The organism is Nocardia aurantiaca (genome assembly GCF_009708175.1).
Lineage (GTDB): Bacteria > Actinomycetota > Actinomycetes > Mycobacteriales > Mycobacteriaceae > Nocardia > Nocardia aurantiaca.
The window spans coordinates 226,262-252,518 of the sequence record NZ_WMBB01000002.1; the positions used below are offsets into that span (position 1 = coordinate 226,262).

Annotated in this window: 14 protein-coding genes; 7 read left to right on the plus strand and 7 right to left on the minus strand. The window is 68.0% G+C overall.

Features of this window, described 5'->3' with window-relative positions; genetic code table 11:
* Nucleotides 1-13: 13 nt before the first annotated feature.
* The 4 genes from pks13 (at nucleotide 14) to GLP40_RS04530 (ending at nucleotide 7,640) form a co-directional block, all read left to right on the plus strand.
* Nucleotides 14-5,191: a polyketide synthase Pks13 gene (pks13, locus tag GLP40_RS04515; RefSeq protein WP_154786550.1), complete on the plus strand. Its 5,178-nt coding sequence runs from the start codon at nucleotides 14-16 to the stop codon at nucleotides 5,189-5,191.
* Nucleotides 5,192-5,243: 52 nt separating this feature from the next.
* Nucleotides 5,244-6,788, plus strand: a complete 1,545-nt coding sequence (locus GLP40_RS04520; protein ID WP_328289680.1) for an acyl-CoA carboxylase subunit beta — start codon at nucleotides 5,244-5,246, stop codon at nucleotides 6,786-6,788.
* Between the two features lie 94 nt (nucleotides 6,789-6,882).
* On the plus strand, nucleotides 6,883-7,347 hold the full coding sequence (locus GLP40_RS04525) for a hypothetical protein (RefSeq protein WP_154786551.1): 465 nt from the start codon (nucleotides 6,883-6,885) through the stop codon (nucleotides 7,345-7,347).
* 86 nt (nucleotides 7,348-7,433) lie between these two features.
* A complete protein-coding gene (locus GLP40_RS04530) occupies nucleotides 7,434-7,640 on the plus strand; it encodes a DUF5988 family protein (RefSeq protein WP_154786552.1) in 207 nt (68 codons plus the stop codon).
* A 217-nt stretch (nucleotides 7,641-7,857) separates the two neighbouring features.
* Here GLP40_RS04530 and GLP40_RS04535 read toward each other — a convergent pair whose 3' ends face one another.
* Both GLP40_RS04535 and GLP40_RS04540 read right to left on the minus strand, forming a co-directional pair.
* Complete coding sequence (locus GLP40_RS04535; protein WP_407671529.1) at nucleotides 7,858-11,217, minus strand: arabinosyltransferase domain-containing protein; 3,360 nt, start codon at nucleotides 11,215-11,217, stop codon at nucleotides 7,858-7,860.
* Nucleotides 11,218-11,423: 206 nt separating this feature from the next.
* Nucleotides 11,424-14,696, minus strand: a complete 3,273-nt coding sequence (locus GLP40_RS04540; protein ID WP_154786553.1) for an arabinosyltransferase domain-containing protein — start codon at nucleotides 14,694-14,696, stop codon at nucleotides 11,424-11,426.
* Between the two features lie 173 nt (nucleotides 14,697-14,869).
* Between GLP40_RS04540 and GLP40_RS04545 the strand changes: the two genes are divergently transcribed.
* Nucleotides 14,870-16,744, plus strand: coding sequence for a serine/threonine-protein kinase (locus GLP40_RS04545; RefSeq protein WP_154786554.1), 1,875 nt, complete (start codon nucleotides 14,870-14,872; stop codon nucleotides 16,742-16,744).
* A 14-nt stretch (nucleotides 16,745-16,758) separates the two neighbouring features.
* Nucleotides 16,759-18,405, plus strand: coding sequence for a serine/threonine-protein kinase (locus GLP40_RS04550; RefSeq protein ID WP_154786555.1), 1,647 nt, complete (start codon nucleotides 16,759-16,761; stop codon nucleotides 18,403-18,405).
* A 19-nt stretch (nucleotides 18,406-18,424) separates the two neighbouring features.
* Here the strand turns inward: GLP40_RS04550 and GLP40_RS04555 are convergent, their stop codons facing one another.
* From GLP40_RS04555 to GLP40_RS04570, 4 genes are all read right to left on the minus strand, one after another.
* The gene (locus tag GLP40_RS04555) at nucleotides 18,425-20,284 is read right to left on the minus strand and encodes a glycosyltransferase family protein (RefSeq protein WP_154786835.1); all 1,860 of its coding nucleotides are present in this window, start codon (nucleotides 20,282-20,284) and stop codon (nucleotides 18,425-18,427) included.
* Nucleotides 20,285-20,534: 250 nt separating this feature from the next.
* Nucleotides 20,535-22,469, minus strand: coding sequence for a galactan 5-O-arabinofuranosyltransferase (locus GLP40_RS04560; RefSeq protein ID WP_154786556.1), 1,935 nt, complete (start codon nucleotides 22,467-22,469; stop codon nucleotides 20,535-20,537).
* A gap of 198 nt (nucleotides 22,470-22,667) precedes the next feature.
* A complete protein-coding gene (locus tag GLP40_RS04565; RefSeq protein ID WP_328289682.1) occupies nucleotides 22,668-23,429 on the minus strand; it encodes a decaprenylphospho-beta-D-erythro-pentofuranosid-2-ulose 2-reductase in 762 nt (253 codons plus the stop codon).
* Nucleotides 23,426-24,910: an FAD-binding oxidoreductase gene (locus tag GLP40_RS04570; protein WP_196054525.1), complete on the minus strand. Its 1,485-nt coding sequence runs from the start codon at nucleotides 24,908-24,910 to the stop codon at nucleotides 23,426-23,428. The genes GLP40_RS04565 and GLP40_RS04570 overlap by 4 nt, the downstream gene beginning before the upstream one ends.
* 65 nt (nucleotides 24,911-24,975) lie before the next feature.
* Here GLP40_RS04570 and GLP40_RS04575 point away from each other — a divergent pair, with 65 nt between their 5' ends.
* Entirely contained in the window at nucleotides 24,976-25,431 is a 456-nt protein-coding gene (locus GLP40_RS04575; protein WP_328289683.1) for a GtrA family protein, read from the plus strand.
* A 17-nt stretch (nucleotides 25,432-25,448) separates the two neighbouring features.
* On the opposite strand, the gene GLP40_RS04580 is transcribed toward GLP40_RS04575, so the two are convergent.
* Nucleotides 25,449-26,066 (minus strand): pyridoxamine 5'-phosphate oxidase family protein, encoded by a 618-nt coding sequence (locus GLP40_RS04580; protein ID WP_154786559.1) that lies wholly within the window; start codon nucleotides 26,064-26,066, stop codon nucleotides 25,449-25,451.
* Nucleotides 26,067-26,257 lie beyond the last annotated feature (191 nt).

Below are 26,257 nucleotides of genomic sequence, written 5' to 3' on the forward strand. Positions count from 1 at the left end.
GCTTGAGGAACTGATGGCTGAGAACGAGGGCACGGACCCCACCCAGACGAGCGAGAATGCACCGGCGGCCGAGAGCGAGGCCGCGCAGAAACCTGCCGCGGCCGATATGTCGGTGGCGGACCTGCGGGAATGGCTGCGCCGCTGGGTCGCCGACGCGAGCGGGCAGCCGATCGAGAACATCACGGTGGACCGGCCGATGGAGGAGTTCGGCCTGGCCTCGCGTGATGCCCTCGCACTCGGTGGCGATATCGAGGAGCTGACGGGGGTCGTGCTGAACGCGACCATCGTGTACCAGCACCCGACCATCGCCTCGCTCGCCGAGCGAATCATCAATGGGGAGCCCGACATTCCGGCCGAGGCGGCCGACGACTCGTTCTATACGGCGGGGTACCAGCCGGGTGAGGCGCATGACATCGCCATCGTCGGTCTCGCGACCCGCCTGCCGGGTGCGGGCGATACGCCCGAATCCACGTGGGAATTCCTGATCAACCGTGGCGACGCCATCCGGGAACTACCCGAGGGCCGCTGGGACGAGTTCAAGGGTGATCCGCAGCTCGCCGAGGCCATCGAGAAGGCCAATACCCTGGGCGGTTACCTCGACCAGGACGTGATCAAGGGCTTCGACGCGGAGTTCTTCGCCATGTCGCCGGTCGAGGTCGAGCGCGTCGACCCGCAGCAGCGGGTCATGATGGAACTGACCTGGGAAGCCTTGGAGCACGCCAGGATTCCGGCCAACGAGCTCAAGGGCAAGCCGGTCGGCCTATTCGTCGGTACCTCGACCAGTGACTTCAGCTTCATCATCGCGGGTGCGGCGGGCGGACCGCGAGATCCGAATGTGCCCATCTCGGCCGAGGGTTACGGACTGATGGGCTCGTCCACGGCCATCATCCCCAACCGGGTTTCCTACTTCTACGACTTCCGCGGCCCGTCCATCGCCGTCGACACCGCTTGCTCATCCACCCTGGTAGCGGTGCACGAGGCGGTGCGCTCTCTGCGCAACGGCGACTCCGATCTGGCGCTGGCCGGTGGCGTGAACATGATCCTCGCCCCGGTCGTGACCCTGGGCTTCGAGGTCAACGGCGTCTTCGCCAAGAACGGCCGCCTCAAGGCGTTCTCGAAGGATGCCGACGGCTTCATTCGTTCCGAGGGCGCGGGCCTGGTGGTGCTCAAGCGCCTGGCCGACGCCGAGCGGGACGGCGACAAGATCCTCGCGGTCATCAAGGGTTCTGCGGTCAACAGCGACGGTCGCTCCAATGGCCTGCTGGCCCCCAACCCGGATGCGCAGGCCGAGGTGTTGCGTCGGGCCTACCGGGATGCCGGAATCGCCCCGTCCACCGTCGATTACATCGAGGCGCACGGCACCGGCACCCTGTTGGGCGACCCGATCGAGGCGGACGCGCTCGGCCGCGTGATCGGCCGGGGCCGTGACGACGACAAGCCCGCGCTGCTGGGTTCGGCCAAGTCCAACTTCGGTCATATCGAATCCGGCGCGGGCGCGGCCAGTCTGGCCAAGGTGATCATGGCGTTGCAGAACAACGTCATTCCGCCTAACGTCAACTTCACCGGTCCTAACCCTTATATCGCGTGGGACCAGGCGCACCTGAAGGTCGTCGACGAACCGACCGAATTCCCGCGCTACAGCGGCACTGCCACCATCGGCGTCTCCGGCTTCGGCTTCGGCGGCACCAATGCGCACGTGGTCATTCAGGAGTACGTGCCGGCCGCGGTCGCGCCCGAGATTCCCGAGACCGCCGACCTCGACGACGAGACCACCGATGTGGTCGCCGAGGCCGAGGCGATCACCGAAGCCGCGGTGCCGGAACCGGAGTGGAGCAACCGCGAAGAGCCGGTGCCGCTGATCCTCCCGGTGTCGGGCTACCTGCCCTCACGTCGCAAGCGCGCCGCCAAGGATTTGGCCGATTGGCTGGAATCCGAAGCGGGACAGGCGACTCCGCTCGAGGACGTGGCCCGCACCCTGGCCAAGCGCAATCACGGCCGTTCGCGCGGCGTGGTGGTCGCCAAGACACACGAGGAAGCCATCGCGGGTCTGCGCGCCATTGCCGAGGGCAAGCCCGGCAACGGGGTCTTCACCGCCGATTCCCCCGCCGCCAAGGGCGCGCTGTGGGTGATGGCCGGTTTCGGTGCGCAGCACCGGAAGATGGGCAAGCAGCTCTACACCGAGAACTCGATCTTCCGAAAGGCCGTGGATCAGGTCGACGACCTGGTCATGGACGAGGCCGGGTACTCGGTCAAGGAGATGATCCTCGACGACTCCATGGACTGGGACATCGGCACGGGCCAGGTCGGCACCTTCACCATCCAGGTGGCCTTGGCCTCGGTGCTGCGCGCGCACGGCGCCGAGCCCGAGGGCGTGGTCGGCCACTCCCAGGGTGAGGTCGCGGGAGCCTACATTTCGGGCGGTCTGCCGCTCGAGGACGCGGTGCGGGTGATCTGTGCGCGCTCGCGGCTCATGGCCGAGGGCGAGGCCATGCTCACCGACGACCAGGTCCGCAATATGGCCCTGCTGGAGTACTCGGCCGAGGAGATCGCCAAGCTCCAGGAGACCGAGTTCCCCGATATCGAGGTCGCGGTATACGCCGCGCCGAACAACACCGTGATCGGCGGCATGCCGGATCAGGTGCACGCGATCGTCGCGCGCGCCGAGGCCGAGGGCAAGTTCGCGCGCGTGCTGCAGACCCGCGGCGCGGGCCACACCTCGCAGATGGACATGCTGCTGGGCGAACTCGCCGCAGAGCTGGCCGGCATCGAGCCGACCAAGATCAAGCGCGACCTGTACTCGACCGTGCATCAGGCCACCGTCTACCGCGCGGGTCACGCGCCGGTGCACGACGTGGACTACTGGGTCATGAACATGCGCGGGTCGGTGTACTTCACCAACGCCATCCGTCAGGCCGTCGACAACGGCATCACCACCTACCTGGAACTGGCGCCGAATTCCGTTGCGCTCATGCAGGTCCTGGGCACCACCTTCGCGGCGGGCGTGCACAATGCCGCGCTCATCCCGACCCTCAAGCGCAAGGAGGACGAGGCCGCGGGCGTCATCTCCGCGCTGGCGCAGCTGTACGTGCAGGGCCACAAGGTGGACCTGCCCTCGCTGCTGCCCGCCGGCGCCTACGCCGCCGTCCCGCGCACCGCGTTCCTGCGAAAGGAATACTGGCCCAAGATCTCCGGCGACTTCGGCGGAGCGGGCAATGGCCGGGTGCCGGGTGCGCACGTGGCGCTGCCGGACGGCCGCCACGTCTGGGAGGTGCAGGCCTCCGCCGTCACCGACCTGGCGGCGCTGGTGAATGCCGCTGCCGCACAGGTGCTCTCGGAGGTCACAGTCGGCGCGTCCGTCGCCCACGGCGCGATTCCCGCGTCGGGCACGCTGACCACCACGCTCACCCCGCACCCGGGCGGCGCGTCGGTTTCGGTGCACGCCAAGGAGGGCAACGTCTTCCGGCCGCTCTTCGACGCGGTCGTCACCTCCACCTCCGGTCATCCCGGCGTGCTTGCGGCCGGGATCCCGGTGGATTCCGGCCGACAGCACGCGGGAATGACGGAGGAAGTCGCCAAGGTCGAGGTGGCCGCGTCGGCCCCCGGTGAGCGCTGGGATCCGCAGGGCGCACAGACCATCGAGCAGCGCCTCGCCATCATCGTGGCCGAGTCCATGGGGTACGCGGTCGAGGACCTCCCCATGGAGATCCCGCTCATGGAGCTGGGCCTGGACTCGCTGATGGCCATGCGCATCAAGAACCGCGTCGAATACGAATTCGACATCCCGCAGCTGCAGATCCAAGCCGTGCGCGACGCCAGCCTGCTCGAGGTCGGCAAGGTGCTGCGCTACGCGATCGAGCACCGGGATCAGCTCAACGACATCGCCGCCCGGCAGGCCGCCGGCGAGGAGATCGCCGTCGACGCCGACTTCATCTCCGCGGCCCGCGCCGCCATGGCCGCGGGTGAGGATCCGGCCGCACTGCTGCCCGCCACCGAGACCACCTCGCCGGTCGCCGAGGCCGAGGCGATCGTCGCGGAAGCCGAAGCGGCCGAGCGGGTTACCGAATCGCTCGAGCACGAGTCGGCCCCGCCGATCGCCGAGACCGATGCCGACAACGTGCCCCCGCGCAATGGCGAAGAGCGGCTGGCCTTCGCCACCTGGGCGCTGGTGACCGGCAAGACGGCGGGCGGCATCTTCAACCAGCTGCCCGAGGTCGACGACGCCACTCTGGAGAAGCTGGTGGCTCGGCTGTCGGAGCGGGTCAAGGCCGAGGTCGATCCGGCCGAGGTGCGAGCCTCCAAGACCATCGAGCAACTGTCCGAGGTAGTGGTGCGCTACCAGGGCCGCAGCTCCGATCTGGAGGGCTTCGTGCGCACGCTGCGCGCGAAGGAGGCCGGTTCGAGCGCGGTGCCGGTCTTCGTATTCCACGCCTCCGGCGGCAATACGCTGGTGTATGAGCCGCTGCTGAACCGGCTCCCGGCCGGCACCCCGATGTACGGCCTCGAGCGCGTCGAGGGCACCATCGAAGAGCGTGCGCGCCAGTACATTCCGGAGATCCGTAAGCGGCAGCCGGAGGGGCCGTACCTCTTCTACGGCTGGTCGCTGGGTGCGGTGTTCGCGCTCGAGGTCGCCCAGATCATGCGCGCCGAGGGCGCGGATGTCCGGCACGTCGGCCTGATCGATCTGGCCCTGCCGGTCGAGCCGTTCAGCGATGCGCCCGAGGAGCGCGTGGAGCGGATTCGCCGCTACCAGTCCTTCGCGCAGAAGACCTACGGCTTCAATGGCGAACTCGATCAGGAGCAGCTCGAGGAGCTGGCCGCGGCGTCCGACGCCGAGCAGATCGAGATCATCATGGAGCTGCTGAAGTTCGCCGGGGTCGACATCCCGGGCGGCGTGATCGAGCACCAGCGCACCTCGTGGATCGACAGCAAGGAGCTGCAGAAGATCGAGCCGTCCAAGTACGACGGCGAGGTGACGTTGTACCTCGCCGATCGCTACCACGACGGAATGATCGAGCTGGAACCGCGTTTCGCCGAGCGGCGGCCGAATGGCGGCTGGCAGGAGCACATTCCGCATCTGGAGATCGTCCACATCCCGGGCGACCACATTCAGATCATCGATGAGCCGCGGATCGCCACCATCGGCGCCGACCTCACCAAGAAATTGGCGGAGATCGACACCACAACGAAATAGCACCACCGCGACACGGGTTCTGCGAAAGTAGGTTTGGGCCGAAAGGAGACCAGTGAGCACCACCGCCGAGAAACTCGCCGACCTTCGACACAAGCTCGACATCGCGAGGGAACCGGCGGGTGATGCGGGAATCGCCAAGCGGGCCAGGAAGGGCATCCCTTCCGCCCGCGACCGCATCGCTATGCTGCTGGACCCCGGCACCTTCGTGGAAATCGGTGCGCTGGTGCGCAATCCGGGCGACAAGAGCGCTCTCTACGGTGATGGCGTGGTCACCGGTCACGGCCTGGTCGAGGGCCGTCCGGTGGCCGTGTTCTCGCACGACCAGACCGTCTACGGGGGTTCGGTCGGGGAGATGTTCGGCCGCAAGGTCGCCGGGATCATGGAATTCGCGGCCAAGGTGGGCTGCCCGGTGGTCGGCATCAACGACTCCGGCGGCGCGCGCGTGCAGGAGGCGGTGACCTCGCTGGCCTGGTACGCCGAACTGGGCCGACGCCAGGAACCGTTGTCCGGCCTGGTGCCTCAGGTCTCGATGATCCTGGGCAGCTGCGCGGGCGGCGCGGTCTACGCGCCCATCAATACCGATGTCGTGGTCGCCACCGAGAAGGCGTACATGTTCGTCACGGGCCCCAAGGTGATTCGCGAGGTCACCGGTGAGGACGTCAGCCTCGAGGAGCTCGGCGGCGCGAATTCCCAAGCCCAGTACGGCAATATCCACCACGTGGCCAAGGACGAGGCCGCCGCGTTCCAGTGGGTGCGCGACTACCTGGGCTATCTGCCGTCGAGTTGCCAGGAGTTGCCGCCGATCGTGAATCCCGGTCTGGAACCGGAGATCACGGAGTCGGATCTCGAACTCAACTCCATCGTGCCCGACGCCGATAACGCCGCCTACGACATGCACGAGATCCTGCTCCGGATCTTCGACGACGGCGAGTTCCACGAGTTCGGGGAACCCGCCGGCCGCAACGTCATCTGCGGCTTCGCCCGGGTGGACGGCCGCTCGGTCGGCGTGGTGGCCAACCAGCCCCAGGTCTACGCGGGTGCGCTCGATGCCCGCGCCTCGGACAAGGCCGCCCATTTCGTCCGGCTCTGCGATGCTTTCGAAATCCCGCTGGTCTTCGTGGTCGACACTCCGGGCTTCCTACCCGGGGTGGAACAGGAGAAGATCGGCGTCATCAAGCGCGGTGGCCGGTTCCTCTTCTCGTTCGTGGAGGCGACGGTCCCCAAGGTCACCGTGGTCATCCGCAAGTCCTACGGTGGCGGCTATGCCGTCATGGGTTCCAAACAGCTGGGCGCGGACGTGAATCTGGCCTGGCCCACCGCCCGCATCGCGGTCATGGGCGCGGAGAGCGCGGTCTCCCTCATCGGGGCCAAAACCCTGGCGGCGGCTCCGGAGCAGCAGCGCGCGGCCATGCGCCGGCAAATGATCGATTTCTACAATGCCACGGTGGCGACGCCCTGGGTGGCTGCCGAACGCGGCTATATCGACGCGGTCATCGAACCCGCCGATACCCGTCTGGAGATTCGGCGCGCCCTGCATCTGCTCCGCGACAAGAGAATGCCGCGCAATCCCCGCAAACATCATCTGTTTCCGTTGTAGCGGCGGTTTCGCCGTGAGCCATTGCGGCCCGGCTCAATTTGTGAAAACATCGCATTTCAATTTTGGCAATGAGAGCTTTGGGAGCGAAGCAGTAATGGCTACCCTTCGAATTCGGCAGTTGATCATCGGCGGCGCGGCGACCGCCGCGACCGCCCTGGCGGTCATGTCCGCCGCACCGACCGCGTCCGCGCAGGTCACCGGGCTGACGTTCGGGGGCGGGCTGGCGCACATCAACCAGACCTACGCCGTGACCGCGCACGTCGGCGGCACGAATCCCGGTACGCAGGTGGGCTTCTGGGTCGTGGATCCGAGCGGCGTCAGCGCCGGACTCGGCGCCTTCCCGGTGAACTCCTCGGGCGACGCGACCCTCCAGTGGACCCCGACGGCCGTCGGCACCTACAAGATCATCGCGAATGACGACCTCACAGTCGGCGCCGCCGGCGGCATGAACATCGGCGTCAGCGTCACCGGGGTGAACGATGTCGCCAGCGGCAGCGCCGCCAAGGTTCCGCTCGTGGGCGGGCTGCTGAGCGGCCTGCTGAGCCAGCTCGGCCTCTGACCCCGGCCGCGGGCGGCTCGTTCGGGCGGCTCGCCGATTGCGCTGAATCTATCGGGTGACCCGTATAGATGTGAGAGCCTTCAGCTATGAGTACCTCACCGATGGCGCTACTCGAAGGCGGGCCGGATGGCCTCGAAACGCGGATCGTCCCGATCACGCCACCGGGCGTCGAGCTGCGCGTGGCATTCGGGGGCGGGTACGAGCGGTTCAGAGTGACGTCCCGATGGCGGGACACTCCGGAAGGCAACCTGCCCGTCTACGAATGGGTCGCGCACGTCGACGCCAAGAAGTAGCAGCTGAGCCGCCTCCCCGGACTTCAGCGGGCCGCAAAGAGCCGCCGACAGCCCACCCGCGCCGGGGGTCGGGAGCCGATCCGATTCTGGCCGTACCCGACGAGTTACCCGGAACCTCGCGAAATCAGTTGTCGCGTCCCGTACGAACGAACCGCCTCGACAGTGGCCGCCCGCGCGAAGTGCGGGCGGCCGCGAATCGCGGCATGTCCCAGCTTGGTCAGAAGACCCGCATCTTTCCCGGTGACCAGAACCCGGAGCGGGTCACCACATGGGTGTCGACCTGCGCGGGCTTGGGGAACCTGGCCTTGGCCGGGTCGGCCGGGTCCGGATAGAAGGGCTCGTACTCTTCCAGCGAGCCCCAGTCACGGGCGTAGTTGTCCTTCAGATAGGTCGGAACCGTCTTGGAGGACGCCAGCATCTCCGCCCAGCCCAGCGGACCACCGAATTCCTCGGCCTGCCAGGTGTTGGTGGAGCTGATCGCCAGCGGGCGGTCGGGCAGGATGCGGTACTTGGGCGCCGCGTCCACCACACCGTTGCGGTGATCGAAGGGATGCTGGCACGGGAACTGCAGGCCCACCGCCCAGTCCAGCAGGATCGGCTGGGTGGAGCCCAGGTAGCTGTTGAGCGAGACCAGCTTCGGCACCCGCGGCGGGGTGAAGGCCAGCCACTGATCGCCGATCAGAATGGGGTCGTTGGCACGGATGCGGACCACATTGGCGTCGTCGGACAGCGCCGAGAACGGGATGCGCAGGTTCCGCCACGAGGGCGCCGGGCCGATATCCAGCGGGCGGTAGGACTTGACCTCGCCGACGGTGCCGTCCGGATCGCGATGCGCGTACTCGAGGAACAGGTCCTGGCCGTAGGTCATATTGCCGGTGTCGTCGACGGACATGACGCGGCCCGCCGCCGAGATGACGATGAGCGGTGTGTCAGCCGAGCGCTGCGGCAGCTGATACCAGCTGGAGGTGAGGGAGGCGGGCTGCTGCACGCCGTCCTGGTAGCTGCCCATGACCGGGGTGGTGGCCGGGTCCAGGCCGAAGGGCAGGGCCACGGTGGACCCGTTGACGCCCTGTGCGCCCTTGCCGCCGCCGGTGCCCGCGTTCTGGCCCTTCTCGAAGGCCGGGCCGACGGTCTGGGTGGAGGTGTTGCCGGTGCCCGGCTTCACCTCGACGCTGTCGGCGTCCAGCTTGTCGGCGACGCCATTGGGGGAGAAGCCGACCGGGTTCTCACCGGCCAGCGGGTCGCCGTTGAGGGGCGGATGGGCCGGATCGATGATCGGGGTCAGATTGCCGCTGTTGACATCGCCCTCGACCAGCACGTCATTGGCGAGCCCGCAGGTCTTGCCGGTGACCGCGTCGATGTTCGAGCGGGCCAGCGAGTAGGCCGGATACTGCTGCACCGCGCCCTTGAGCAGCGACACCACTTCGAAGATCACCATGAGCGCCGCGACCACCGTGAGCGGGATGGCGGCGAACCTGCGGATCCGCTTGCCGCGCGGGGTCTTCCCGCTCTCCATCGGCTTGGCGTAGCCCTCGCGCAGCGACTGCCAGGCCACCAAGGCCAGCGCCAGCCCGAACAGCACCAGCATCAGGGTGTTGGACTGGAAGCCGTGCAGGGAGACGGTCTTGTCGAACCACGGCACGCCGTAGCTGGAGACATACCAGTAGCCGTTGATACCGGAGAACGCGACGGCGAGGGTGAACAGCAGTCCGGCCAGGAAGACCGACCGATTCTTGCGGGAGCGAAGCGCGGTGGCGGACACCGCGACCGCGGTCACCGCCGCCAGCGAGCCCGCGATGCCCGCGTACGAGCCGAAGTGGTGCGTCCACTTGGTCGGGTTGAACATCATGAAGAAGATGGTTCCGAAGACCACGCCCATGAGCCGCCAGGTCGGCGCGCTCGCGATGCCCGGCACCTGCCGCCGGCGCAGGAGCACCAGCATGGTGGTGATCAGGCACAGGATCATGAGCAGGAACGCGAACCGCCGCGCCAGCGAGCCGTCCACGGTCTCGACGAACAGGTAGTAGTAGCGCAGATAGTCCTCGTACCAGGCCAGATTCGGCCCGGTCACCTGCCGCACCCGGTTGGCCTCCATGATCCCGGCGAAGGTCTGATCGGCGAAAACCGCCACCAGCACCAGGAATCCGGCGGCCGCGATGGGGGCGAGCAGGGCGAGGTCACCGAACTGTTCGCGCCGCCGGACCACGATCCGGACCAGCGGCCGGATGCCCGCGAGCAGCGCCGCCACGCACATCAGCCCGGTCGGGGCCGCCGCCAGCGTGAACGCCGCTATGAGCACCGCGACCGCGGCGGGCAGCAGGCGCGAGGTGGCGATGGCCCGCTCGATGGAGACCCAGGTCAGCAGTGCGCCCAGGGCCACGATGGGCTCCGACCGCAGGCCGTTGTCGTAGGGCAGCCAGAAGGCCAGGAATACCAGGCCGCCGGTCCAGAGAGCGACCTTGGACCGGGCCACCGCATTGCCCAGCCGCGGCACCACTTCGCGGCTGATCACCAGCCAGCACAGGATTCCGCAGAGCAGCGCGGGAATTCGCACCCAGGGGCTGGAGGTGGAGATCTCGGCGAATGCCTGGATGACGTAGTAGTACCAGCCGAACGGCGCCTCCGGTACGCCGTACCAGCGGAAGTAGTTGGCCAGGTAGCCCGCGTGCGGGGCCGCACGCACCATGGTCAGGATGTAGCCGTCGTCGGAGGTGTTGGCGCCCACGAAATGCCACAGCAGCAGGGTGCCGATGATGCCGCCGTCGGCCCAGGTCGGCTTCAGCCAGTGCGCCGGCAGGACGCGTCGGTGGCCGCGGCCGTCGCTGGTGTCCAGCACCGCCAGCGCGCCCATGGCCAGCAGGGTGAGCAGCACGGCCGCGATGATGGCCACCAGCTTGATGACGGTCGGGGAGGAGGAGAATCGGGAGTCCACCGTCATGTGGAACGAAAGGCCCTCCGGCACAGCGCCTTTCATATCGGTGAACACGCCCACCACCTGGGGGCGCAGATCGCCGAGCAGTCGGCCCTCGACCGGCGCGGTGACCATTTCCCGGCCGCCGTCGGCGGTGGGCTTCTCGACGGTGCGGGTGACGCCCTCGAAGTCGGCGTAGGTCTGCTTGCTGTCGGAGGTGATGACGAGCCGGGAGCACTCGGTCATCTCCGCGCGGGTGGCGCTGGCCACCACGGCGTTCCGGTCCAGCACATCGACGCTCTCGCCGGACACGCGGACGAACATGGCCTCCAGGTCCGCGCTCTTGCCCTGCGGCGGCGCGGTTGCCAGCAGAATGCCGCCGCGCGGATCCAATTGCTGGACCGCGCTACACGGGATGGTGACGTTCACGTCGACCGGCACCTGCGACATCAGGGCCGCCTGCACCGGATCGAGCGACCCGGCCTGCGGCCAGCTCACCTCGGCTTGGGTCTGCCGCACCGGCAGGAACGGCGCCGCCAGCGCGAACAGCGTCCCGAGCACGCCCGCGACGATGGCTATGAGCTTCGCGACGCGATAGTCGCGCGGTGTCACGGGGGTGGTTGCCGGGGGATTCGGCTTCGTGAGGACTGCGGAGGCGTCTGGCACGGTTGCTGATCGTACGTGCCATCGCTGAGAGTGGCGGTGTTCACTCTCCTCCGCCTCTCCGAATATTTTGCGGGCTTCCCCGCCTCCCCGAATATTCTCCGGGCGCCGTTCGGCGGAACCGCACCCGTGCCGGCGGTCGGGTGCCGAACCGATTCTGGGCGTGCCCGACGAGTTAGCCCGGACCTCGCGAAATCAGTTGTCGCCTTTCACTTGGCTTTGATGGGTGAATCCTTGGCCAGACCGGAGCGGGACTGAACGGTCACGTCCAGGGTGGGCTTGGAATTCGCATCCGGGACGTACGGGGTGAACTTCTCCAGTGCGCCCCAGTCCCGGCTCCAGTCGTGGTTCAGGTACGACGGCCGAGTCTCGGACTCGAGCAGCAATCCGGTCCAGCCGAGCGGGCCGCCGCCGATGTCGTCCTGCCAGGCATTGGAGGCGTCCTGGCCCACCCGGTCGGGCAGGATGCGCCATTCGGGCACCTCGGCCACGCCGTCATGGTGGTCGAAGGGCCGCTGGCACGGGAAGGCCAGGCCCACGTGCCAGTCCTCCAGCACCGGGGCGGTGTCGCCCACCAGGGAATTCAGCGTCTCCAGCCGGGGCAGCCGGGGCGGGGTGACGGCCAGCCACTGACGCGGGGTGAGGTCGGCGTCAGTGAGCACCAGGCGAATCGAGTTGGCGCCCGCGGGAATCTGATCCAGCGGGACGCGCAGGTTGCGCCACGACGGGCTGGGGCCGATATCGATCGGCCGGATCCGGCCGACATTCGTGACATTGCCCGCGGCGTCCCGGGTGCCGTACTCGACGAACAGGTCCTGCCCGTAGGTCTCCACGCCGTCCTTGTCGAAGGACCTGATGCGGCCGGCGGCCGTCACGACCAGCAGCTTGTAGGCGGGATTGTCGCGCACGCCGTCGATATCGGCCCGGTACCACTGGGTGGTGAGTTTCGAAACCTGCTGCTCGCCTTCGGTGTAACTGCCCAGGACGGGCGTCTTGGCCGGATCCAGGCCGAAGGGCAGGGCGACCGAGCTGCCGTTGATGCCGGTCTCCTCGCTCTTGCCACCGCCGGTGCCGGCGCCCGTGGTCTTGGAGGTCTTGTTGCCGGTCTTGTTCACCGAGTTGGCGCTGCCGGTGACGGTCTCCTCCGCGTCCGCGGTGAGGTCGGAGGCGACGCCATTGGGGGTGAATCCGGTGTTCTGCGCGGCCAATCCGTCGGCGTCCGACCCGGTCCACGGGCGCAGCGGAGAACCGGCGGTATCGGTCTCCACCAGCACCTCGTTGGCCAGCGCGCACGAATCACCCTTCAGCGCACGCAGATTCGACTGGGTGATGGAGTATGCCGGGTACTGGCCGACGGCCGCCTTGGCCAGCGACAACACCTCGAACAACACCAGCACGGCCGCGGCGATGGTGAGCGGCATGCTGGCGAACTTGTCGAAGCCGCGCACCGGCCGCGGTGTGGTGTACGGCTCCCGGAAGTGCTGGTACGCCGCGATCAACAGGCACAGCACCGCCAGGCCCAGGAACAGGGTGGAGAAGCCCTTGCCCGCGATGAGCGGCGCCTTGTCGAACCATGGCACGCCGTAGCTGGACACGTACCACCAGCCATTGGGCCCGGTGAAGGTCATGGCCAGCAGGAAGAACACCGCCGCGGCGAACAGCGTCCGGTTGCGCGGTGAGCGAATCCCGTTGACTCCCACCGCGACCGCGGCCAGGGCCGCCACCGATCCGGCGAGCCCGGCGTACACGCCGAAGTGGTGGGTCCACTTGGTGGGGGTGAACATCATGAGGAACAGCGACATGAAGATGATGCCCAGGATCCGCGCCGACGGCCCGCGCGAGGTCCCCGGGATGCGACCGTTCTTGCGCAGCATCACCAGGACGCACACACCCAGGCACAGCAGCATGGCCAGAATGCCGAAGCGGCGGGCCAGCGAGCCGTCGGGAGAGAGCATGAGCAGCGAATCCCACCGGGTGCGTTCGTCGAACCAGGCCACATTGGGGCCGATGAGCTTGCGCACCCGGGTCGCCTCCATGACCGACGCGAGGGTCTGATCGGCGAAAACCACCACCAGCACCAGGGTTCCGGCGGCCACGCCCGGCGCGAGCAGCGCACCGTAGCGCAGCAGCCACGAGCCCGGCCCCTGGGCGCGCTTGATGGTGATCAGCAGCACCGGCCGCGCGCCCGCGATGAGCGCCGCGATGCAGATGAGCCCGGTCGGTCCGGCGGCCAGCGAGAAGCCCGCGATCAGCACGCCCACGGCGGCGGGCAGCAAACGCCCGGTGGCGATGCCTCTTTCGATGGAGCACCAGGTCAGCAGTGCGCCCGCGGCGATCAGGGGTTCGGGCCGCAGCCCGTTGTCGTAGGGCATCCAGGCGGCCAGGAACACCAGTCCGGCGGTCCAGATGGCGATGGTGTCGCGCCGCACCCGCGAGCCCAGGCGCGGCAGCACTTCCCGGCTGATCACCAGCCAGCACACGATTCCGGCCAGCAGTGCGGGCAGCCGTATCCACGGGCTGGAATCGCTGATCCGGGTCATCCACGCGAGCACCTCGTACGGCCACCCGAACGGCGCCTCGGCGACCCCGAACCAGCGGTAGTAGTTGGCCATGTAGCCCGAAACCTTCGAGGCCCGAGCCATATTCAGGATGTAGCCGTCATCGGAGGTGTTGGCGCCGATGACGTGCCACACCACCAGCGTGCCCAGCACCGCGACGTCCGCGAGCCGCACGCGCCACCAGTGCGCGGGCAGGAACCGGCGGGGCCTGCGCCCGTCGGAGGTGTCCAGCAGGTGCAGGGCGTAGAGGGCGATGAGCGTGCAGAGCACCGCCCCGACCGTGGCGAGGCGCTTTGGCCAGGTCGGGCTGGAGGTGAAGCGCGCGTCGATGTTCACGGTGGCACCGGCGGTACCGAGTTGGTCCCGCTTCAGGTCGGTGAACAGGCCCACGACCTGCGGCCGGGTGTCCCCGCCGACCTTCCCGGTGAACGGCGTCCCGTCCTGGCGGTCGACCCCGGTGAATTCGACCCGGGTTTCGGCGGCGTCCGAGTGGACGGTGATCGACGCGCAGTCCTGGATCTCCGCCACCGGCGCGGACAGCAGCGGAATCAGCCGCACCAGCACCGATACCGTGCGCCCCTTGTCGGGCTCGTCGGTGACCTTGACGACCAGGCCCTTCGACTGGGCCTGTCCGGAGGCCGCGGGCACGGTGGAGAACAGCGTGCCGGTCGGCAATTCGCGCAGCACCTGGCAGGGCAGCGTCACGTCCAGGTTCAGCGGCACGTATGACACCAGCGGCGCCGCGATGTCGGCCGTATTCCCTTGCGGCCAACGCAGTGTCGGCCGGTCCTGGTTGACCGGGAGGATCGGCGTGATCACCGCCAGCAGGAATCCGAGTAACCCGGACACCAGGGCGAGGATGCGGATGCGGTGGAACGCTCGGGAGTCTGCGCGCACGAGCACCGACTCTATCGACCGTGTCATCGGCCGCTTCGCATCTCCCGGCGTCCGGCATCGCATCTCCCGGCATCGGGGCTTCGACGGGGCCGAACGTTCTGCCTCCGAGCGGCTGACCGGTAGCCGATCCGGCGGATCTCCGTCAGGATGGTTGTTATCCGAACCGGGCGTGGGGCCGGGCCGGAAGACAAAGAGGAAGCATGACCGAGCTGCGACCTGGCGAAGTCATCGCCGGGTATGTGATCGCCCGGCGAATCGGCGCCGGGGGGTCGGGCGTCGTCTACGCGGCGCGGCACCCACGGCTACCCCGGCTCACGGCCCTCAAGATCTTGAAACGCGACGAGGTCGCCGAGGACGAGGTCTGGCGGCGTTTCGAGCGCGAGGCCGATATCGCGGCCCACTTCGACCACCCCAATATCGTGCAGGTCTACGACCGCGGCGTCGCCGAGGACCGGTTCTGGATCTCCATGCAGTTCATCGACGGCGTGGATGCGGCTGAGCTGCAGCATGTTTCGCCGGAACGGGGACTGCGCATCGGCTCCGAGATCGCGGCCGCGCTGGACTACGCGCACGGCAAGGGCGTCCTGCACCGGGATGTGAAGCCCTCCAACATCCTCGTCGCCGATCCCGACAGCGGCCGCCCGGAGCGCGCCCTGCTCACCGACTTCGGCATCGCCCGGCTGCGCGACGAGACCACCAAGCTCACCCATACCGGAAATATTTCCGCCACTTTCGCTTTCGCATCACCAGAGCAGGTGAGCGGCAAGCCGGTGGGCCCGCGCTCGGACCAATATTCGCTGGCCTGCACGCTTTTCGTGCTGCTCACCGACCATCGGCCGTTCCGCGCCGACAATCCGCTGGGCTGGGTGCACGCCCACACCCGGGAGCGGCCGCTGCGCATCAGCGAGGTGAATCCCGAACTCCCGGCGGCCATGGACGAGGTCTTCGAGCGGGCCATGGCCAAGGATCCGGAGGATCGCTTCGACAGCTGCGGGGATTTCGTTTTCGCCGCCACCCAGGCGTATTACTCCGATCCGGCCCTGGCGGTGACCGCCCCGGCCGGTCCGCTGCCGCGTCCGGCGCCTCGGAGCCCGCGCGAACGCACCCGGAAACCGATGTGGCAGAACTTTTTACATCGTCGCACCCTGGTGCCGGTGGCGGTGGCCGCGGTAACCGCCGCGGGGGTGGGTTTCGCCCTTCATCAGGGTGGCTCCCCCGCCGTCCGGACGGGCCTGGGCCTGGTGCCGGACCGGTTCGTGGGCACGTGGCTGGCCACCGAGGGGCAGACCAACTACCGGCTGACCGTGCGGCAGGCCGAACTCGGCGATCCGGTGCTGTCCAATCGCGTGGACGGCGTGCTGCCCAACGGTTCTCCGTTCCACTGCGAATTCTCCGCGCCTCTGGACCAGGTGCCCGGTGACGGCGATCGCCTCATCGTCGGCACGTCCGAGATCGTGGTCCGCGAGCCGGCCAATGCCTGCCGCGCCAATGGGCCCACCACCCTCACCCTGCTGCCCGACGGGCGGGTCAGCCGCAAAACCGATGTGAGCGGCCTGATCACGTACACCAGCGCCGATGCGGTGGTCGCGTCCTGGGGCCGTGACGCCGCCGCCATCGCCCGCGCCTTCCCCAGCCTGATCGGCCAGCTCGCCGCCAATGGCACCGCGGTGGGCTGGCAGGGCGGCTCCTGCCGGCCGAAGGACCCCGGCCCGGGCGAGGCGGCCCACGGCGCGCACCGCGTGCTGTGCAATGCCGATGACACCACCGGCCAGGTCCGCTTCGACGTCCTCGACTTCGATGCGCGGCCGGGCCAATCCGTGGCCGCGCTCTTCTTCGACAACGACGCCCGCACCACCGCCGTCACCCACCAGGACGTCGCGGGGGCCCTGACGGTCACCACGGCCGCCGGGGTGGACCCGGCCGCCACCCCGGACACCGAAGCCCATCGCGCGCTCGCCGCCGTGTCCTTCCCTGACGGCGATCCGAGATCCCGATTCGTCATGGTGCTGCGCTGGCCGGGGCACACGGTGAACAGCCTCCTGACCGACTGGCTCGAAAGGGCTCCCCTGAAGTAGGTAGGTGCGCGACCATGGCCGATCTGAAGCCGGGCGAGGATATCGCCGGATACGTCATCGAACGCTGGATCGGGGCCGGAGGCTCGGGCACGGTCTACGCCGCGCGGCATCCCCGGCTACCGCGCCTGGCCGCCGTCAAGGTCTTCAATCGGGACGAGGTGACCGCCGATGCCGAGGGCTGGCGGCGTTTCGAGCGGGAGGCCGACATCACCGCCCGCTTCGACCATCCGAATATCGTGTCGGTCTACGACCGCGGCCTCGACGACGGGCGGCTGTGGATCGCCATGCAGTTCGTGGAAGGCCCGGACGCGGACAGCCTTTCGGGCCTGGCGCCGGAGCGGGCCCTGCGCGTCGGCAGCGGCATCGCCTCCGCGCTGGACTACGCGCACGGCAAGGGTGTGCTGCACCGGGACGTGAAGCCGTCGAACATCATGCTGTCCCCGGCCGAGGACGGCCGCCCGGAACGTGCCCTGCTGACCGACTTCGGCATCGCCCGGCTGCGCGACGAGACCACCCACGTCACCAGGACCGGGGACATCTCCGCTACCTTCGCCTTCGCCTCACCGGAGCAGGTTTCGGGCCGGTTCCTGGATCCGCGCACCGACCAATACTCGCTGGCCTGCACGCTTTTCGTGCTGCTCACCGGATGCCGGCCGTTCCTGGCCACCGATCTGGCGGGCCTGATCTACGCGCACACCAGCACGCCGCCGCTGCACGTCTCGCAGGTGCGTCCGGATCTGCCCGGGGGCTTCGACGCCGTCTTCGACCGCGCGCTGGCCAAGCATCCGGACGAAAGATTCCCCAGCTGCGCCGATTTCACCGATGCGGTGTGGCAGGTTTGGCGGGTGGCGTCGACGCCGACCGTGTCGGACACGCCGCCGATCGGCTTCGTCACCGATCCGGGGGTGCCGCGCTCGCCGCGCACCGATCCGACCGTGCTGCGTTCCCCGCGCACCGATCCGACCGTGCTCCGCTCACCGCGTACGGATCCGACCGTCCTCGGTCCCGGGCACTATCACACCGACCCCGGCGCGCCCGCCTACGGCGTGGCCTACGGAGCGAACGCCGGATCGTTCGAAGACGCTGCGCCGCACCGGCATCGGGCCCCGGAACCCGCCCGCGGCGGGGCGGGCGTGGGACGCGGTGTGGTCACCGGACTGCTGGCCGTGCTGGCCGCCGCGGTGATCGGCGGTAGCGCCGTGCTGGTGACGGTGAATCTCGAGAGTCACGGAAGGACCAGTGGCGCACCGGTTTCCGCGGCGGTGCCGACGGTGGCCACCGCCGTGTCGAGCGTGGCGACCTCCATCGCCGCCGTGCCGCCGTCCACGCTCGCGGGCCGGGTGCCGCAGGACTTCGTCGGCGAATGGTCGGGGACCAGCGACTCCAATGCCGACGACTACCGGCTCGTCATCCGGCAGGGCAATCTGAACGACGCCGTGGTGACCTCCACGGTGTTGCGCGGCAGCCGGCCACTCTGCGTCTTCGACTACCGGCTGCTGGGCGTTCCCGGCGCCGGCGACATCACCGTCGGCGCGGGCACGGTGATCTCCGGCGGCAGCAGTTGCAGCCCCCAGGACACCCATGAGCTGGTGTTGAGCAACGGCAGGATCACTCGCGCGCTCTCGGTGAGCGGCTATGTGACCTATACCCGCGTCAAGTGACGACACCCGAGTCGGCCGATTACGCCGGATCGCGCGGGCCCACCAGGTCGCGCACGTCCCAGAGCCATACGCCGTCAACGTAGGTGGCGGGGAACCCGATCAGCTGGTCGACGGTCAGGCGCAGGGTGTCGCTGTTGTCGGTGGGCGGCAGCACCATCACGTCGGCGCGCCAGTAGCGCAGGTCGGCCAGCGCCTGGGCGCGGGCGGCGTCGTCGACCACGGGAATCTTGTTGGACTGCTGCGCCTTCAGCAGCAGGCTCGCGGTGGGCCGGTCGTCCGGACCGTAGCGACCCTTCTTGGAGGTGCCGGTCGGGCCGACGAAATAGCCTCCGGCGAGCGGGAATTCGAAGCCCGAGTCGGCCTGCCAGCGCAATGCGCGCGCGTCCGGCGGGGTCGGCGGCGGCGTGACCACCACCGAACCGTGCGAAACGTAGCGGCGCACCGTGCCGTCGGCGAAGAAGGCCGGCGTGGGGGCCCGCTGCACCGTCGGCAGGATGGTCGGGGTGAGTGGCAGCAGGGCGAAGGCCAGCGCGCCGAACAGGGCCAGCGGCCGCCAGTCGGTCGCCGAGACCTTCCAGTAATCGAGGGCGCGCTGGGTCGCCAGCGTCAGGATGAGGGCGATGGCCGGAATAGCGGCCATGGTGAAGCGCGACTCCAGCACCGAATTCAGCAGCGGCACATTCTCGAGTCGCTGCCACGGCAGTGCGATGCCGGTGTTGCGGTGGCCGATCATGAGGGTCGCGCCCAGCGACAGCACCGTGAAGGCCACGGTCACGGTGGCGGCCGCGCGCACCGCCCGCTCGCGCCACATGAGCACCGCGGCCACCGTGACCACGATCCACAGCGGCCAGCCGAAGTACGAATTCTCCTCGGTGGCGTTGATGGCCACGTTCTGTCCGTGCGAGACCAGGCCGCCCAGCGATTCGGACGGGAACTGGAACAGCGCCTCGAGATCGTTGTTCATCGGCCCGTGATCGATGGAACGGTAGGACTGCGGACCGAAGAACTGCCACCACAGCGGTATCTCGGTGAGCGCCACCGTGATCAGCGCGGCCAGCAGCACCGTCGGGGTGATGGCGAGCAGCGCGCGCAGCCCGGCGCGCGGCGTATGCAGGTAGTAGACGAGCGCGAAGACCCCGAAGGACAGCGCGAAGATGAGCAGCGGCTCCTCACCGAGCGCGATCTGCAGGGCCACTAGCAGGCCCAGGGTGAAACTGTGTCTGATCTGCCCTGCGCTTCGCTCCGGGAGGGTGCGCGGCGCAAGCGCGGGGAGGCGAAGCGCGCTCCAGAGCGAGCGCTCGGCCTCCCCGCGCTTGTGCCGCGCACCGCATGCCCGCGTCATCCGGATCAGCTGCAGCGCGATCAGCGGAAGCAGCGCCAGCACGACGAAATTCGGGTGCGCGTTGGCGTGCGAGATCATGGCCGGGGCGAAGCCGCAGAACAGACCGCCCGCGGCCGCCGCGAATTTCGACGCCACCAGCTCCCGCGAGAACAGCCAGTACCAGGCGAAGGCGGTGCCGAACAGGCCCAGGGTGAGCACCAGCACGAAGGTGACGGTCGGGCCGAACAGCAGTGTCACCGGAGTGAGCGGCACACCGACACCGAACATGGCGGTATTGGCCATCATGTTCACGCCGTCGGGATAGTTCTGCAGCATGGTGCCCAGCGGGTTTTCCAGATGCGCCACATTGTGGGCGGTGACCGCGAAGAACCACTCCCACATGGTCTGGTCCTGGCCGCTCTTGATCAGATAGCCGCGATCGGTGTGCCGCCACTGACCGGACAGCACCAGCACCGCCAGCGACAGATACGCCGCCGAGACGATCAGATCGGCTCGCGCCAGCCGCACCCGCCGTGCGGCGCGCCGCGGTCGAGACAGCTTGGGGCGAGCCGTATCCGGGGCGTCGCGGTCGAGAACCGCTACCGCCGAGCCGCCTTCATCCCCCGGGTCGGATACCCACCCCTGTGTCACGCGCAAACTCCTCGGATGCCTTGCAATCAGCGGCCAACGCTACCGGGTTCCTCTGAGAGTGCAGTGGTAAGGCGCGAAGTTATCCACAGAAACTCATGCTTATCCACAGGAATTGGACAAACTTTGGGGATAAGTGATCCTTGTCTCGTTCCTTTGTTCAAACACGCGTCACCAGGGTGAACGGTCCGATATCGGTGATCCGATAGTGCGCGTCGTCGAAGAGCGACTTGGGGAAGGAAACTGTGAAACGCTTCACATTCGGGTCGTTCGGGTACACGTCCTGCGAGAGCCGCAGCGTGTAGTCGTCGCCGGAACGCCGGAACAGGAAGGCATCCGGCGCGCGCCAGCGGCAGTGGTTCAGGGCGTCGGACAGCTCCTGCGGCGTCTTCAGCGTGCTCCACCGTTGGATCTCGGCGGTCCGCGCCGCGAAATCGGCCAGCGGGTTCGCGTAATGCGAAGTGAGAGCCTGGAATCCGTAGTACGGGTAGATCGCCAGGAAGCTGGTGTCCGCGGTCAGCACCACGCTGGCGTCGCGCGAACGGCCGGTCTGCTCCAGCAGTTTCGCGTCGATGTCGCGGTAGTACGAGACCGCCGACGGCGCCCGCGCGTCCGCGCGCACGCCATTGCCGTCGGTATCGGTGTAGGCCGTGGTGATCTCCGCCGCCAGCACCGTCGGAATGCCCTGGCTGAACCCGATCGCACCGGCCACCGCGACCGCCGCCGCGGCGATCCGGAACCGGCCGGGCTCGTTCAGCGCCTGATAGATCGCCCGCGCGCCCTCGGCGAAGGCGAACACGCCAGCGGCCGAGAGCAGCGCGATCAGCGGGGATTCGAGCCGGAACGACAGCAGCGTGGTGCCGGCCGCGGTCGCGGCCATGGACAGCAGGCACCACAGATAGATGGCGACGACACCGATCCCCAGCGCCTGAGCACGGCGTGAACTGCCCGCGCGCAGCACCAGCCAGATGGTTCCGGCCAGGCAGAAGACACCGAGTAGCGTGAATTCGGTCATGGGCAGCGGTAGTCGCGAACCGGTCTCGGGGAGATAGTGAAAGGCCGAGCCCGAGCCCAGAGAGGCCTTGCCGGACAGAAACTTCAGCAGGAACGGCGTCCACACGGTCAGCGCCAGCACACCCGCGACGGCACCGATTCCGATGAGCCGCACCAGGATCGGCCATATCGCACGCCAGGTGTGCTGTGTCCGGATCGCGAGTCCCGCGGCAATCAGGGCCATGAGGCACACCGCGAAGACCGCGACGCCGAAGTACAGGCTGTAGAAGGTGGCTGCCAGCCCCAGGAACAGCCCGGCACCCAGGACCGCGCCCCAGCCGCCGGCGGTCGGTTCCGTGACATCACCGCCGACCTCGCCGGGCCGGTGCAGAGCGCCCCAGGCCAGCACCAGGGCGGGTCCCAGCAGCAGGGTGAGCACCGCGCTGTACGCCTCGGGCGAGCCGTAGGCCAGCGTCACCGCCGTGGTCGCGGCGGCGACCGCCACCGCCCAGTCCGCCCGAATCAGGTTGGACCACAGCACGAGAGCGACCACCGCCGCCACGGCCAAGCCGATGATCGCGAACGGCTTGAACGCCTCCCACCCGGCCAGACCGGTCAGGCTCGCGAACCGGCCCCCGATCCAGAACCAGCCCGCCGGGTAGAACGGCGGCAGGTCGACGTAGTTCATATCGTGCAGCGCGGCGCTGTCGGTCAGCCGGGTCAGGTACTGCGTCCGGAACTCCTGGTCCACCGACATGCCGAACAGGTACAGCTTCGTCGCGGCCAGCGGCATGCCCAGCGTCACGGTCACGAAGGCCGAAAGCCCGCCCCAGGACAGCGGTTTCGCGAGCTGGACCCACTTGCGTAGGCGCAGCAGCACCACCGCGATCACCAGCACGGCCAGCGCGACCACCTGCCCCACGGTGGTCAGCGCCCGGGTCACATTGGACGAGTTGAACGCCGGCCAGTGCACGGTCGCGAACGCCTCGAGCCCGACCGCGGCCACCCCGGCGGCCACCACCGCGGCGAGCACCGCCTCCCCGACAGCCACACCGGCCCGCCGCGCCAGCACGCCCCCCCGCCCGCTCGCCCGCTCGCTCATCCGCACTCTGCCTCCGCGTTCGTGTCCATGGACCGCGCGCCAGCCTAGTCACTGCCGTCGGAAGTGCTTCGAACGAAGGGACCCGGTGCCGGCGGGGACAACTCGACCCGACGGATGTCCGGGATCTTCGGGCTGGAATGGAGCATGCCGCGCCGGTGAGTCGGACGCGGCATGCGTATCGGTGAAGGAACGTGTCGCCTAGATGGGCAGGCGGCGGAAGATCGGGCGCGGCACGTGGCGCAGGATCATCATGACCCAGCGGAAAGTGCCGGGGGCCCAGACGATTTCCTTGCCCTTATCGGAGGCGGAAACCGCGAGGACGGCGACGTCTTCCTTGTTGACGGTGAGCCCGTTCTCCTTGGCGTGCGCGGAGAGCCTGGTGCGCACCATGCCGGGGCGGATGACCGTGACGCGCGGACCGAACTTGGCGAGCGCCTCGCCGAGACCCAGATAGAAGCCGTCCAGGCCGGCCTTGGTGGAGCCGTAGACGAAGTTGAACCGGCGCACGCGCTCACCGGCGACCGAGGACATCGCCAGGATGCGGCCGTAGCCCTGCGCCCTCATCTTCTCGCCGAGCAGGACACCGACGGAGACCGCCGCAGTGTAGTTGATCTCGGCCATCATGACGGCCTTGCGCTGATCCTGCCAGAAGATCTCGCCGTCGCCGTCGATGCCGAACGCGACGATCGCCACGTCGACGTCACCGCCCGCCCACGCCGCGTCGATCACGGCCGGGTGGCTGTCGGTCTCGAGCGCGTCGAAGTCGATGACCTGCACCTCGGCGGCGCCGGCCGCCTTCATCTGGGCGACGGCGTCCTCGCGCAGCGGGTCACCGGGCAGGGCGGCCAGGAGAATGCGCGCGGGACCCTTCTTCAGATACTCGGCGCAGATCGCCAAGCCGATCTCCGAGGTGCCGCCCAGCAGCAGAATGGATTGCGGGTTCCCTACCGCATTGATCACTGAAGCTCCAGCCTTCTCGCCATATCGGACATGAAAACGCCTGTGGGATCGACACTTCGGCGGATCTTGATCCACTCGTCGATCCGGGGGTACATCTTGTGGAAGGTCTCCGCGTCGGTCCGGGAGTCCTTGGCAGTGTAGATACGGCCGCCGAACTCGAGTACGCGGCGGTCGAGTTCACGCACCAGGTCATTGAGGCCGGGCCGGATCGGGAAGTCGAAGCAGGTGTTCCAGCCCTCCATGGGAAAGCTGAGCGGAGCCTGATTCCCAGGGCCGAAGAACTTCAGCACATTGAGCGCCGAATGGTGGCCGGACGCCTGGATATCGACGATGATCTTGGTGAATTCGTCGAGGGCCTCGGGCGGCACCACGAACTGGTACTGCAGGAATCCCTTCGAACCGTAGGCCCGATTCCACTCCGAGATCACGTCCAGCATGTGATAGAACTGCGTCAAGTTCATCAGCTTGCCGGTGTAATTGCCGCCGAGCGCGTAATACGCCTCGCCGACCATGCCCAGCGTGAACTTGTTGACCGCGAAGCTCGGGAAGATATCCGGCACCGTCAGCAGATTCGGCGCATCGAACTTCAGCGGATTCTTGCGCAGTTTCTTCGGCAGCTCATCGAGTTTCGCCAGCCGGCCGCGCGACACATTGGCGCGACCCAGTTTCGGCGGCCCGGAGATCACGTCGAACCAGGTGGAAGAGTAGGTGTAGTTCGCCTCGGACCCGTCCTTGTGGACCGCGATCGTCTCGTCCAGGTCGACGGTCTTGATGCCGTCGGAGATGAAGTAGGCCGTCTCGGTCGGCGTCATCTCGATGGTGGCGCGCAGGATGATGCCGGTCAGGCCGTTGCCGCCGACGGTGGCCCAGAAAAGCTTGGCGTTCTTCTTCGGCCCGATGGTCTGCACCTTGCCGTCGGCGGTGAGCAGATCGATGGACCGCACGTGATTGCCGAAGCTGCCCGCGCTGTGGTGGTTCTTGCCGTGGATGTCGGAGCCGATGGCACCGCCCACGGTGACCTGCCGGGTGCCCGGCAGCACCGGCACCCACAGGCCGAACGGCAGCGCCGCCTTCATCAGCTGGTCGAGGGACACGCCCGCGTCCACATCCACCAGCCGGGAGTCCCGGTCGATCCGATGGATGCGGTTGAGCGCGGTCATGTCGACGACCAGGCCGCCCGCGTTCTGCGCGTGATCGCCGTAGGAGCGGCCCAGGCCGCGGGCGATGACACCGCGACGCAGGTGCGCGGGCTTGGCGTCGTTGTCCTCCGCGACCATGGCGACCGCCTTGGCGATCAGCTCCGGGTCATTGGTGGAGAGCACTTCCGAGGTGGTGGCTGCGGTGCGACCCCAACCGGTCAGGCGTCGGGTCTGCGTCGGCAGGTCGAACGAACCCTGTGACGCGGTGCCCTCGCCCTCGCCTGCCGAGCTGGGCTCGGCGGCGGCCGCGGTGGTGGTCTGAGCTTTCGTGGACATCGGCATAGAGGCTACAGGCATAACCGTCTCGAGGCTTGTGTCCTTTGTCCCGGGCATTACTCTTCTGCGTTGTGACCGCGGAACCCCATCTGCCCCTGCCGCCCGAGCTGCCCCTCGTCGATGAACCGGGTGGTACGGACGTCGATCTCAAGACGCAGATCGTCCGGTTCACGGTCACCGGCGGTCTGTCGGCCATCGTCGACTTCGGCCTGTACACGCTGTTGTTCAAGCTGGTGGGGCTCCCACTGCCGGTGGCCAAGTCCCTCAGCTTCATCGCCGGGACGACCACGGCGTATCTGATCAACCGGCGCTGGACCTTCAAGGCCGAGCCGAGCCGCAGGCGCTTCATCGCGGTGGTGCTGCTGTATGCGGTGACCTTCGCGTTGCAGGTCGGCATCAACCAGCTCTGCTACTACGCGCTGCCCGATGCCTGGTGGCGGATCTGGCTCGCCTTCTGTGTCGCCCAGGGCACCGCCACCGTGATCAACTTCATTGTTCAGCGCGTGGTGATCTTCAAGATCGATTGACGCTGGGCCGCAATCGCTCAGGACTCGACCAGGGCGTTGGTCTCTTCCTTGGCCCGGAAGTAGTCGCCGCCCTTGGCGCGGACATTGTCGGTGCCCCACTGCCGCATCTCGCGCTGGGCGGGGACCAGGTGCGGGATGTGCTTGCGGCAGTGGATATAGGCCTCTTCCACATCCACTACCACCCAGCGCTCCGGAATGCGGCCGCGGGCGTCGGCGGGCAGATCGGCGACGCAGCGGCGCATGAGCGCGTCGTCCACGATGCGGGCGGTGCCATTGAGGTGCAGGCCGATCAGGTCTTGCACGAAATCGATCATGAGAATGCCGACGTGCGGATTCTCGAGAATATTGCCGAGGCTGGCCATGACGCCGTTGCCGCGATATTCGGGATAGGCGATGGTGTGATCGTCGATCACGTGCAGGAAGCCGGGCTTGCCGGCGCGGAAGCTCGCATCGCATTCACCGTGCTTGTCGGAGGTGGCGATGAATGCCATGTCCATCCGCTGGATGAAATCGATCATGTGGGTATTGAGCCGATCTCGCACCTGATCGGAGTAGAAGCGCTGTGCCCGTTCCTCGGTACCGTATCGCTCCTGCAGTTCTCGTTCGCCGTCGCTGCCGTTTCTGATACCGGGCATCGTGCGCCCCCTTTGGTAGCTGAATACCGGATGGAAGAGGCTCGGCCACGAACTTCGGCCGCTTGAAATCCTATACGGTTTAACTATTTTCGTGTGGCGAATGCGGGAACCGGCGTATCCGCCCTGGTGGGGCTCTCGACCGCTGCCGGATGAGCCTTCCCGACCGAGGATCCACCCGGATGAAGGGGTTC

Excerpts from the sequence above, each read along its gene's own strand:
- GLP40_RS04545 (WP_154786554.1), top strand. The coding sequence starts at position 14,870 with ATGACCGAGCTGCGACCTGGCGAAGTCATCGCCGGGTATGTGATCGCC.
- GLP40_RS04525 (WP_154786551.1), top strand. The coding sequence starts at position 6,883 with ATGGCTACCCTTCGAATTCGGCAGTTGATCATCGGCGGCGCGGCGACC.
- GLP40_RS04530 (WP_154786552.1), top strand. The coding sequence starts at position 7,434 with ATGAGTACCTCACCGATGGCGCTACTCGAAGGCGGGCCGGATGGCCTC.
- GLP40_RS04560 (WP_154786556.1), bottom strand. The coding sequence starts at position 22,469 with ATGAGCGAGCGGGCGAGCGGGCGGGGGGGCGTGCTGGCGCGGCGGGCC.
- GLP40_RS04550 (WP_154786555.1), top strand. The coding sequence starts at position 16,759 with ATGGCCGATCTGAAGCCGGGCGAGGATATCGCCGGATACGTCATCGAA.
- GLP40_RS04570 (WP_196054525.1), bottom strand. The coding sequence starts at position 24,910 with ATGCCGATGTCCACGAAAGCTCAGACCACCACCGCGGCCGCCGCCGAG.
- GLP40_RS04580 (WP_154786559.1), bottom strand. The coding sequence starts at position 26,066 with ATGCCCGGTATCAGAAACGGCAGCGACGGCGAACGAGAACTGCAGGAG.
- GLP40_RS04540 (WP_154786553.1), bottom strand. The coding sequence starts at position 14,696 with ATGACACGGTCGATAGAGTCGGTGCTCGTGCGCGCAGACTCCCGAGCG.
- pks13 (WP_154786550.1), top strand. The coding sequence starts at position 14 with ATGGCTGAGAACGAGGGCACGGACCCCACCCAGACGAGCGAGAATGCA.